We start from the raw sequence: 11,132 nt of genomic DNA on the forward strand, positions 1-11,132 counted from the left end.
CTTTTCCCTTTCTTATGGTCCCCCAAGTATGACACGCCACGAGGAGGGGAGCGTATCCATCACTCCCGTGGGTTCACTGAGGTAACTGTTATCGAAGCGCATCACGGTCGACCACCCGTGCTTTCCGTATTCATAGCAGGCGCATGCCGCAAAGCCCATCTCGAGCCAGTCTTCCACATCCACACAAATGCGGCTGCGGCCGACCACAAGAGAGTCGAACAGCACGCTCATTGCGGGGTCCGTCACAATGGCAACTACCCCATCACGATACAACTCTGCGATCTTCGTGATACACTCGCCGATCCTCTTTCGGGCTTGTTGACGAGACTCTCCCTTTGGAGTGAGCGGTTGATCCGAGTTCCAGAACTTCAAGACCTGTTCGGGCGATGAACTTCTCAGAGAAACTCCTGACAGGCAGGAACGGCTATCCACCTTCAAGCCGTACTCCTTGGCTATGACGGCCGCAGTCTGGATTGCGCACCTGTCCTCGGCGAAGACTGCGTTGAGAAGGGGCATTACTCTTGAACGGGCCAGCTCGATTGCCTGATTTATTCCTCTCTCACTGAGGTCTCCGTTGTTGTCGTCTGGTTCTGCATGCGTGACAACGTAGACCTGTGTCCTTGGGCCCAGTGCCTTAAGTGGTTCTCCCTTCTGCACCAGTTCGAACATCTCTGAGCCTCGACCGAGCTCCTCACGCAATGCGCACTAATATGTATCGGATGTAGGTCCGTGAGTAAAAACCTTATAGTCAATGCCACCATCGAGTGGCTGAGGAAAGACAATTGCGCGTTACAACTGACAAGATGCGTCACCTTGACGGTCAGCAGTGTTTCATCTGCGGCCGCTATCTTCTCAACAATACGATGGACGACCTAGCGTACGTAGAGATCGTCGTTGGTGGTCCCAGAAGGGCCAAACCTGACAGGTATCACCTGTTTCAGTGCCCGAACTGCGGAAAGATCGGCCACAAGAGATGCTGGTATAATCATGCAGAGAAGAAGGTCGGTGGCGGTATCTTCAGCGCACCAAAAGGGTGGGAGATGAAGTGTCCAAGCTGTGGGCACCTCATTGTGCCTCTTCGGAAGGAGAAGAAAGACTGGGCTCGCGCGTATCAGATTCCCGGGCATCCTGACGAAGAGCTTCTTGAGATCTGGGTCCAAGATGTACACTCCTACAAGTCTGGCTCCATAATCGGCAAGATTGGTTCAGTGATAGGCGGAGTCGGGGCTGCAATCGGTGGAGTGCTTCGAGCTGTCGGACTGGCTTCGCTGACACCATCAGAGAAGACCGCGGTGTCCGATGCTGCACAGCGAGCAGGTAAGACATGGTCTGAGATTGCTCAACAGGTCTTCAGACTCAACATACCTCCCGAACAACGTTCGCAGATACGGGACCTGAGATGCCAACACTGCAATGCACCCCTCAACCCGCCGGGTCAGTTCGACACCGCCATAGTGTGTGAGCATTGTGGCACCGCTCATCTCCTTTGAGAGACCATCCAGTCACCAATGTTCCAGAGGGCTACACTCCAGATGGATATTTATACCGAGTCTACAAGCATCGTACTGCACTTGGAGGTTACACAGAAGTGCCTATCTATCTCGAGTTTAATCAGACGACTTCACAGTTCCAAGAGACAACAAGGACCTCAAGCGATGACTCTGTTCTACTCGTGATTGACGAGTCGCAGAAACGTCTCATCATGAGCGTCCCTCCCAATGTGAGCATGATTGTGCGTCGTGCCGCCGAGCGACAGGCCAGAGGAATCACCAAGTCTGGTTTTCTGTGCAGAGATGGCGGCAGACACGGACGCGACCACGAGCTGGAGGTCGTTGGAGAGGGAGGCAGCCTTCCGGACCGCCTGACTCGCAGCCCACGAGAAGTCTACTGAGTGTTGCCAAGTGTATACGGCGAATGTATTCTGGGCTGTGCCATCTATAGCATAGCTGCGTCCTTGCACACGGACGCAGCCTTATATATGCGGGGACGGTTGTCCATTTCACGTACTGTCAGGAGCGATAGTGGTGTTCCAGTGTTGTAATGTCAAGTTCTCTGATCTGAGAAGCAAGACCGTATATGACCGTTCGGGCAAGCCGATTGGTCGAGTGGCCGACTTCATTGTGAAGCTCGCTGGAAACAGGGTGGAGCTCAAGTCGCTTGTCATTGCAGGTTCCAAGAAAGAGGAGTTCATGGAGCGCATAGGTCTGAAGCCCGATGACGACCCGGTGTTTCAGCTTGACTGCGTCGACCGCATCGAGAGTGATATCCATCTTGCTGTCGAAGGGTCCTCCCTACGCACGATGCTCGACAGGAGCGCAATGAATGCGGATGACGTGAAGATGTCTGCATTGACAAAGGCCAAGGTAGTTGACTCCGATGATGTGAAAGTGGGTAACGTGATAGACATCTGGTTCGACACCAAGGACAAGATCTGGCTGGTTCTGGGTGGAGGCTTTCTGGAAGAGACACTCGAGAGGATTGGTGCTCAGCCCGACATTGACCTGCTCGTCCCTGAAGAGGCAGTCGAGTCTCTGACCAAGAAGCAGATCAGACTGAAGTGGACGAAGTTCCAGCTGGAGGCCACCTGCAAGAGTGAGTACGAGCGCTATAAGCGAGAGGTAGCGACACGACACGAAGCTGGCAAGGAAGACATTCGCGCTGTCCAGATGCGTCTGACTGGAGCTCCTCCCCGCGGATTCGTCTAGACACTCTAGGGACCTTTGCCCGGACGCAGAGGTCACCCCACAGTCTTTCAAATCACCATGGTCAGCGCACTCTTGAGTGGCCTGTCGGACAGCTGGCAATGACGCTTCGAGGGAGCATCTGTGATTCAGCTAGGCCGCGTATGACGTGTCTGATGTCCGACATTTGCTAAGCACTGTCCCAACTACTCGAATTACCAAGTGACACATTCAATCCTGATGGGGTGTGGAGTTCGGCTGGAGTCTTCTCAGAGGCGAGCAGTGACCTCACGCAGCATGTCTTGAACACGGCCCAGTACGGCACTACGCGGACTAGGCACTCTTTTATCTCCATCTCCTCACAACGAGGTGGAAAGTCACGATGCAAGACCCACAAGGAACCACACCGAGCATGGGACATCAGAAGGGCGCGTCTGTGAAGGACAGCGAGCCGCACAGGTCCCTGACGTATCGACTGCGACTGTTCTTTCACTCTAACAATGTTAGGCTCATCCTTGGTCTAGTTGTGAGCGTCTCTTCCAATCTGCTCCTGGGGACGCTAAGCTTCGGATGGCTGTATCCAGACGGACTGAACTACGTGTCCATGATTGAATACCTCCGAGGACACACAACCACATGGCCACACGCACCCTTCTCCTACCGGGTACTGGTGCCTCTAATTGCAGCGCCTATCCCCCTGTCAGCTGAGACCGCAATGGGCGTTGTCAATGTGTTCTTCCTAACACTCTACGCCACTGTCCTCTACAGGATGTGTCTTGACTCCAGTCAATCCGTCTTGGCCAGCACAGGAGTCCTCTGCGTGTCCTCGTTGACCCTTCCCATTCGGCGGTACGCATTGGCTGCTCTTGTAGATGCCTCTGAGATGTTCTTCCTTGTGTTGGCCGTGTATCTGATCACCAACAAGTACAGGGACCGATATGTGGCTCTGTGTGTTCTCGTCGGTCTCTTGACCAAGGAGACCGTCATACTGGTCTTGGTGTTCTATCTGCTACACAGGCCTTCTGTCAGGACACTTGCACTTCTAGTTGGAGCTGGCGTGTACTCTCTTGCATATCGCTTGGTCGTATTCCATGAGGTGTCACAGACACTGGTCTTTCATCTGAGTATTCTTGAGAGACTGAATGACTGCGCGCTCCATCTACGTGACGGGCTTGGGCCTGTCCTTCTGTTGCTGGTCGCTCTGTACTTCAGCCGGAACAAGACCCAGACGCTGATGCCACAACTGAGGTGGATGCTGCAAGGACTGGTGGCCTTCGCTCCACTTGTGGTACTGGGGCTGTTCTTTGCCTACTTCGACGCGCGCTTCATATGGCCTCTGCACATGTTCCTGCTTCCTGTGTGCGCTGTGGGAGTGTCCGACTTCATCGACTTTCTCCGGCTGAAGACTCACAAAGCCCTAACACAGGTGCCGCAGTCTGCGGGCTCGTGAGCGCATCATGATGACGTCCGCCGATGGTGAATGATGACAGACCACGACAGACTTGACATCATTGCGCCACCTGTCTGGCAGAGGCCGACTCAGTCCCTTGCGAGTGTCCTCATATGAATCCCATGACTATGATGTCCAAGACTGAGTCAAGGTTCTCGTCGGTGATGGAGTAGGCCTCTCTTGCCGTCTGAACGCCGGCCACTCTCTGCTGGTTGTCGAGGTCGCGAGTCGATGACATCAGGCCCAGCCTCCGACCCAAGCGATAGGTGTCCTGCTCCCGTTCGTCTAGGTCAAGAAACTCGTCGATCACGCGCAGTATTCGGTTCTTGTCTTGCGGAAGCACTCCTTCTATCTCCGGGAGCAGGTTAAGTATGTGGTCACTGACAATATGACTGGTCACACCACTGAGTCCCGACACAAACCTTCCTATCTCTCTCACAACTTCCACGTCACTCATAGGTCTGAACTCGCCTGATATCCGAAGCCTGTGCAAAGGTGCTCTGTCCGAGACTGCTACTGTGCGCAGCCGCACAAAGTCCGGGTCAATACGGTTCACTGCGTCTGCTGTCTCGTCCGCATGCTCGTCGGACAGAGTCTTGCCTCCAAGACCGGGCATCACGTATTCGGACAACTCCATGCCTGCGCCCCTGATCTTGCGCCCAGCCTCGATGTGCATGGTCTTGGAAGCACCCTTTCTCATCATCTTGAGGACTCTGTCGGAACCGGACTCTAGCCCAACATGGATTCTGGACAGTCCGGCCTCCTTTAGCGCCGCAAGCTCCGTGGAGCTCATTGCTGCTACAGTGCTTGACCTTGCGTAGGTTGTCACTCTCTCTGTCTGTGGAAACAGGTGCCGCAGGTGTCGCGTCGCTTCAATCACAACATCTGGACCGACGGATAGTGGGTCTGCATCCTGCAGAAAGACTGTCTTCATGCCGTTGAGGTACCACTTGTAGGCAGCATCAAATGATGTGAGTTCCAGAGTTTCGACACTCCGCAAGTAGTCGTCCAGAAGCCGGTCAACGGGACTGTGCACGTCTGGCTGAATCTCTTTCAACTTCTGGATGTGTCTGTTGATGCTGTCAATGTCCCGGAGTACGTGGTCTAGCGGCCTCACAGATGGTGGCCTCCCCTTGTATACCGGACAGAACAGACAACGGTTCCAAGCACAGTTGCGAGTCAGTCTCAAGAGGAGGCTTCCCGCCTCACTGGGTGGTCGGATGGGTCCCTGCTCGAACCCAGCGTACTCATCATGTGCTCCTGACTCGAATGCCATCAGACAATCACACCGTCTTCTGTACGTCCGTCGACCCGGGTTTCAAATGAACTCATGTATGTGAGACGTCCAGCCCCCATCAGGGCTCTTCCTTCAGTGTGAAGAAGCATCCGCAGGTGACGGTCTGTCCCACGCCTTGAATCTTCCTGAGCCGATTCAGTACGAGGTTTCCTATCTCCTCAAGCGAGTTGCCACGGACCTTGAGTATTATGTCCCAGCTACCAGCAACAATGTGCACCTCTGATACACCTTGGATGGCCGCAATCTCCGCCGCTACCTCTTCCTGCGACTTCATCTTCTGAGGCATGTAGGTCACCAGGACTATGGCGGTGACGCCGAGTCCGATGACAGAGTAGTTGGGAACTGCGACGATTCTCTTGATTATGCCCTGCTGCTTCATCCGCTCAATTCGGTATTGCACCGTCGACCTTCTCATTCCCAGTTCCGATGCGATTGCCCTCACGGGTCTTCCCGCATCATGTCTGAGCTCTTCTAGAATCCTCATGTCTTCCTCGTCGAGCATGACTGTCAGACTGCCAAGATGAGGCTATAACCCTTAGCATTCTCTGTCATTCTGCCAATGAGGTTGGCATAATGATTAACTGAAGGGTCAAGGGCCGACTAACCATGACAGACCTTTGTGCCGGTACGGTGCCGGCTGAATCACATCACGAGCGGATTCGAGCTGCAGTTGGGGAGCGCTACAGGACTATCAGGACAGAGCGAGCAAGAACAATCCTCCATGTGCAGCACAGGATCTGCAGGGCAATCCGTGACTTCTTGGACCGAGAGTCGTTCACTGAGTTCCTTGCGCCCATCATTGGACCCGTGACTGACCCGGGTGTGAGAGGGGCGAGGGCTCTCTCCGTGTCATTCTATGGACAGCCCTACGTTGTAATGACCAGCATGATACTCTACAAGCAGATGGCAATAAGCAGCATTCCAAAGATGTACTCGTTCTCACCCAACGTGAGAATCGAGCCGGTTGATGTATGCGACACGGGTCGTCATCTGGCGGAGTTCTATCAGGTCGACCTAGAGGCTGCTGAGACCTCGATGTCTGACATCATGGATCTCGGAGACCGATTACTCTCATCAGTGACAGCGACCATCAAGAGGGAGTGCGCGGCTCAGTTGGAGTTCCTGAACAGGAGCATGATTCCCTCACCAATGCGTCTTCCTAGGATTACGTACTCGCGGGCGCTGGGTCTTCTGGAGAGCCTAGGTACAGAGGTTGAATGGGGATCGGAGATTCCATGGGATGCAGAGCGAGTGTTGTCCAGTCAGTTCTCAACTCCATTCTGGGTCACTGACTACCCGGTGGGGTCCAGGGGCTTCTACTATCTCGTGGACCCAAGTGACCCTGGGACACTCCGTACGATGGACCTTCTGCTACCAGAGGGATTTGGTGAGGTTGCAAGCGGAGGCGAGAGGGAACACACGCTGGAGGGTGTTATCTCTCAGATGAATAGGACAGGAGAAGACCCTGCCAGGTACGGCTGGTACATGGACATGCTGCGTGAGGGTGTCCCGCCCTCTGCCGGGTTTGGTATCGGGCTGGAGAGACTGACTCGGTATGTGTGCGGGGTCCGTGACATCTGGGAGTGTTCCCCATTCCCCAAGGTCCCGGGCGTCCCACGCTCCAATTGATAGGTCTCACATAGGAGGAGGGGGCTGCTCTCTGAGGAGCAGACGGACCCCCTCCGGGTACCATTTGCTAGAATCCAATGAACTGACGAAGAAGAGGCGCTGTGGACCCACCGACTATTGAGAATGCCGAGGCGACTCTCCTGAGCAGGTACTCGATGTTGCGGATGATTGTCACAGGCATTGTCTTGCCCTCGATTACCCTTCCGGATGAGTCTTCCACAAAGACCTGGAGCGTCTGAGTGCCTATCTCACGAGGTTCGAGGGTCAGCCAGAGAGAGACGCTATTCTTGAGTAGTGTGGCGAGTATGTGTGCCACATCGACTTTGCTGTCACTCACCAGTGGCACGGACTCAGATGGTATCTTGAACTGCCCTCGTCCCTCAGCGGACACTCTCACCCTGAGCTCTTTGGGTTCGAGACCTGCCACGGTGATCCTGACGGTATAGTCTCTCGGCTCTGGTGCATTGTTGAAGAGGATGAGAAAGAGATTGCATTCTCCGTCCTTCCTGCAGACCTCCTCTGCTGCCGCATCGACGTACACGGGGTCTTCAGCCATGACGGCGGCATTGTCAACCAGTTCAAGCTGCAGCCTGTCGATGAGGTCGAACAGGGCCGGGGAGTTTGACTCGATCAGTTGAAACACCTTGAAGACATCGTCAGTAGTGAAGTATTTCCTTCCTCCAACATCTGTACCCACATCAGGGTGGTATTGCCCCGTGTCAAGACTCAGGAACTCGGTGAGTTCATCGATTACCTGTTGATGCGTAAGCACTCCACTGTACTCCATGTAATGGAGGTACAGGATCTTCTCCAGCGCTAGGGCCACAGGGCTTTCCTCCGACTCGTCCCTTAGGACCGCATCGACGAACTCCTTCCTTAGGCAACGCCGAATCGCTTCAGTGAACTCATCCCATTTCAGACGCGCGATTGGGTCCAAGTGTCCCCGAAAGACATCGCTGAATATGTTATCAAGAAGGACTTCGTGAGATGAGGGCCTGTAGAAGTCAGATAGACCCGCGATGGATGTCACATCGATTTTCACTGTCTTGACCAGTAGTGCTGCGCCGAAGCATATCAGAGAGAGACCAAGACCGAGTACCGCCACCCAGCTCGATTGGTCACTGCCCGTCAATGCCAGATACACATATGCCGCATAGAGGAGGAAGACTAGGACACCGAGGATGAACACGCTCCTGATTGTGGTGATGGTCCTGTTCACATTGCTCTTGATTGATGTGAAACCCTGAAGACTATCGAGTGGGCGCCCCTTCTGACGCTCCAGTTCAAGTCGCCCTGTGAATGCAGCCTTCGTCTTTGCGGCCAGCTGTCCAAGAATGAGCGTGTTGACTGCGAATATCACTAGAACCACTACAAAGGCAGAAAGGAGCAGAAGCGACTCCGTGATGTGAAGCACCGAAATGACCGTCAGTGCCACCAGCACCAGCGGAAGCAGGTACAGAAGAAACCGTCCCACTCGCCTATTGTACGCTGTGAGCCTTGCCTGATGATTCTCCATCCTCTGCAGAGCCGCCTCGGATGTATTCTTGTGATGCGTCGAGCTCATCTTTCTTCAACCTCAGCTACCACTCTTTCGTACTTACGGGGGTATATCTCTTGGGGTCATTCGCCGCGCCCTGTCTAGGTCACAGCCCAATGTCTTTATCCCCTAGTGCGCACACCTATCATAGTGTGAGTGTCTCATGAGTCTCCAGCGCAAGGTCGTTCTACAGGTCACGAATCTCCTGACTCCTCTTCTGTGTGGGCTCGTATTCATAGTCAGCGGAGTTCAGGCAACAGAATCGGTGTTTACAGACACCTACCCGAAGCTCTTGAGCCCTGCGGGATTCACGTTCGCGATATGGGGCCCCATATTCATCTTTCAGGCCGCCTTCTACTTCTATCAGGCAAGAGACCTCTACCTGCCTGCAGAACGGAAACTCGACATGCCTTATGTTGAAGAGGTCGGTCCCTTCTTCCCCCTCTCATGGCTGTCCACAACAGTGTGGTTCATCCTCTGGGCCGCAGGACTGATCTGGCCTGCCATCGCTGCGATGTACGCTTATCTGCTCACAACTCTGGCGGCATATCTCCGACTAGGAATAAACCTGAGAGAACGGTCGCTACGAGAACACCTCTTTGTGACAGTGGGGTGGAGCATGCTGGCTGGCTGGGTGACCGCGGCTACCATAGTCAATACCACCACTGGTCTTGTCTCAGCCGGGTTCAATCCCGCACCCATAGGAGAGGCCGGATGGACCATCGTCGTGCTGACCATGACCCTCATCATCTACCTCCTTGTCCTGTTTACTAGAAACGACTATGTCTTTGCAGGTGTGGGAGGTTGGGCCCTTCTCGGCATCTTGGCAGAAAGACTCAATCCGGCCAACAGTCCACAGCCTGAGGTGACCCTGTTCGCCGCGGCAGCGCTCTGTGCTGCAGCCGTCATCATCATCGTTCGCTTTGTCCGGCGGAGTGCGAAGTCACAGGAAATGTAGGACACTGCAGAACCACTCTTGGAACACTATCTCCAGTTTCCCTAGCAACCGAGTCCACCATGAAGTTAGGAAGCCCCGTTCCACAGGCCATGGCATAGAACTATCTGATCATTCGCCTGAATTGGCTCGGCTCTGTGGTGATGCAGGAAGAGCCCAATCGAGATGCGAACTGCCTATCGGCTCATCCTTCGATGCCTCAGGAGGCGCGTACCTTGTCGTAGTAGCTCAATCTGCCCGTGACCGAGCAGCAGAATCCTCTGGAGTACAACACTGTCGACAAGGTCTTGTGCCTGGTCCCACTGACCATGTCTCACCAGTTGGTCAACCTGTTCAGCCAGCTCAGCCAGTGTTTCCAGCTCAGCATCCGGAGCCACCAGAAGGGTCCGAGCGGCCTCAGATGGCTCCATTTTGAGAAGACCCCCGCCCAGACTCCTCCCCTCGATCTCGGTACTGAGGGCGGTCAGGCTTGACAGCCAAGTCACGGCCAGTGCTCTCATAAGCCGCTCATCAGAGCGAGTCAGTCTCACGATGTGGAGGGAATTGGGTGCTACGACGTGGGCCTCATTGGCCACCAGTCGTATTCTGGTCCCACCTAGGTAGGTAAGGAGACCGTCGCACTCGTAGATGTGTGGTACCTTCCACCACGGCTTCCGCACTCGACACTTGAAAGCCTCATGCACCCCCTGCGTCTCTCCCCTTTGGAGATAGCGTCTTATCGGTTCAGGTATGTCTTCTGATACTCTGCTGAGGTCCAGGAGGTAGCTGGCGGAACCCGAGTCAATGAGCGCGTGGAGGTCCGTTTCGGTGAAGAGTACGCCCTCCAGCTGGGATGACTTCCTGACACACTTGCGGAGGAACTCGTCTGGTATGCCATGTTCTAGGACTCCGCTTCTCGTGAGGTGGAAGAAGTCATTGTTGCCGGTGACGTATCCTATTCCCACAGTGGCAAAGTCCCTCAGCCGCTTCACTCGCGGATGTCCCTTGAGCTTGGAGTAGAGATCTCGGACACCTGTGGGCAAGAGGTACTCAATCAGTCTAACATTACCGTCGAGGATTGACCTGACGTCAACATCTGTTCCACTCAGTCTGAGTTGAGGGAGCTTCTCAACATCCTCAACGTCCACCACCCTCAGCGACCGGAAGGGACGACCCCTGTGCTCGGCAAGCAAAAGGGCAGTGTCCTGAGAGAGCTCGGAGAACAGCTTCTTCCTGAAGGAGAGGAGGTACAGGTCTTGGAATGTCCTAGTGAGGAATCTGAGGACTGGCATCGAGTACGACGTGTGCATGATCTCCCCGGGCACCACCATGGCCAGTCGGCCACCAGATTTGAGAAAGGACGCCGCGTGCACAACGAACGATGCCCATGAGGAGCTCAGCCCATTCAGTTGGACGCCTTCATCACTTGCTCTCTGTTGCGCCCTCTTCCGGGCAGCTCCTTTGAATCGATGATATCGAATGAACGGGGGATTGCCCACCACCGCGTCAAGTAGAGGGACTCCTGCATGTGCGCCTTCGAGTGTCGCTTGTATTGGGTCTATGTCAAAGAAGTCGGCGTTTACCAAGTTGTCGCTCCTGATACG

At 54.6% G+C, this 11,132-nt stretch carries 11 protein-coding genes; 6 read left to right on the top strand and 5 right to left on the bottom strand.

The window, feature by feature from the left end:
* Positions 1 to 12 precede the first annotated feature (12 nt).
* A complete protein-coding gene (locus tag HXY34_07585) occupies positions 13 to 669 on the bottom strand; it encodes a histidine phosphatase family protein (protein ID NWF95991.1) in 657 nt (218 codons plus the stop codon).
* Positions 670 to 782: 113 nt separating this feature from the next.
* On the opposite strand from HXY34_07585, the gene HXY34_07590 reads away from it, so the two are divergent.
* The 4 genes from HXY34_07590 (at position 783) to HXY34_07605 (ending at position 4,131) form a co-directional block, all read left to right on the top strand.
* Positions 783 to 1,490, top strand: a complete 708-nt coding sequence (locus tag HXY34_07590; GenBank protein ID NWF95992.1) for a hypothetical protein — start codon at positions 783 to 785, stop codon at positions 1,488 to 1,490.
* A complete protein-coding gene (locus HXY34_07595; protein ID NWF95993.1) occupies positions 1,487 to 1,891 on the top strand; it encodes a hypothetical protein in 405 nt (134 codons plus the stop codon). Before HXY34_07590 ends, HXY34_07595 begins: the two co-directional genes overlap by 4 nt.
* 133 nt (positions 1,892 to 2,024) lie before the next feature.
* A complete protein-coding gene (locus HXY34_07600) occupies positions 2,025 to 2,705 on the top strand; it encodes a PRC-barrel domain-containing protein (GenBank protein NWF95994.1) in 681 nt (226 codons plus the stop codon).
* Positions 2,706 to 3,063: 358 nt separating this feature from the next.
* Entirely contained in the window at positions 3,064 to 4,131 is a 1,068-nt protein-coding gene (locus HXY34_07605) for a hypothetical protein (GenBank protein NWF95995.1), read from the top strand.
* Positions 4,132 to 4,240: 109 nt separating this feature from the next.
* Here HXY34_07605 and HXY34_07610 read toward each other — a convergent pair whose 3' ends face one another.
* Together HXY34_07610 and HXY34_07615 are read right to left on the bottom strand one after the other, a co-directional pair.
* Positions 4,241 to 5,407, bottom strand: a complete 1,167-nt coding sequence (locus HXY34_07610; protein ID NWF95996.1) for a radical SAM protein — start codon at positions 5,405 to 5,407, stop codon at positions 4,241 to 4,243.
* 79 nt (positions 5,408 to 5,486) lie between these two features.
* The gene (locus HXY34_07615; GenBank protein NWF95997.1) at positions 5,487 to 5,930 is read right to left on the bottom strand and encodes an Lrp/AsnC family transcriptional regulator; all 444 of its coding nucleotides are present in this window, start codon (positions 5,928 to 5,930) and stop codon (positions 5,487 to 5,489) included.
* A gap of 128 nt (positions 5,931 to 6,058) precedes the next feature.
* On the opposite strand from HXY34_07615, the gene HXY34_07620 reads away from it, so the two are divergent.
* Positions 6,059 to 7,057 (top strand): hypothetical protein, encoded by a 999-nt coding sequence (locus HXY34_07620; GenBank protein NWF95998.1) that lies wholly within the window; start codon positions 6,059 to 6,061, stop codon positions 7,055 to 7,057.
* Positions 7,058 to 7,124: 67 nt separating this feature from the next.
* On the opposite strand, the gene HXY34_07625 is transcribed toward HXY34_07620, so the two are convergent.
* Positions 7,125 to 8,621: a hypothetical protein gene (locus HXY34_07625; GenBank protein NWF95999.1), complete on the bottom strand. Its 1,497-nt coding sequence runs from the start codon at positions 8,619 to 8,621 to the stop codon at positions 7,125 to 7,127.
* A gap of 136 nt (positions 8,622 to 8,757) precedes the next feature.
* Here HXY34_07625 and HXY34_07630 point away from each other — a divergent pair, with 136 nt between their 5' ends.
* Positions 8,758 to 9,552 (top strand): hypothetical protein, encoded by a 795-nt coding sequence (locus HXY34_07630; GenBank protein NWF96000.1) that lies wholly within the window; start codon positions 8,758 to 8,760, stop codon positions 9,550 to 9,552.
* A 173-nt stretch (positions 9,553 to 9,725) separates the two neighbouring features.
* Here HXY34_07630 and HXY34_07635 read toward each other — a convergent pair whose 3' ends face one another.
* Positions 9,726 to 11,114: a hypothetical protein gene (locus HXY34_07635; protein NWF96001.1), complete on the bottom strand. Its 1,389-nt coding sequence runs from the start codon at positions 11,112 to 11,114 to the stop codon at positions 9,726 to 9,728.
* Between the last annotated feature and the right edge of the window lie 18 nt (positions 11,115 to 11,132).

It is taken from the genome of Candidatus Thorarchaeota archaeon (assembly GCA_013388835.1).
GTDB lineage: Archaea > Asgardarchaeota > Thorarchaeia > Thorarchaeales > Thorarchaeaceae > JACAEL01.

Bases quoted from the DNA above. Each gene is read 5' to 3' on its own strand.
- HXY34_07615 (NWF95997.1), bottom strand. From the start codon at position 5,930: ATGCTCGACGAGGAAGACATGAGGATTCTAGAAGAGCTCAGACATGAT.
- HXY34_07585 (NWF95991.1), bottom strand. From the start codon at position 669: ATGTTCGAACTGGTGCAGAAGGGAGAACCACTTAAGGCACTGGGCCCA.
- HXY34_07625 (NWF95999.1), bottom strand. From the start codon at position 8,621: ATGAGCTCGACGCATCACAAGAATACATCCGAGGCGGCTCTGCAGAGG.
- HXY34_07610 (NWF95996.1), bottom strand. From the start codon at position 5,407: ATGGCATTCGAGTCAGGAGCACATGATGAGTACGCTGGGTTCGAGCAG.
- HXY34_07630 (NWF96000.1), top strand. From the start codon at position 8,758: ATGAGTCTCCAGCGCAAGGTCGTTCTACAGGTCACGAATCTCCTGACT.
- HXY34_07605 (NWF95995.1), top strand. From the start codon at position 3,064: ATGCAAGACCCACAAGGAACCACACCGAGCATGGGACATCAGAAGGGC.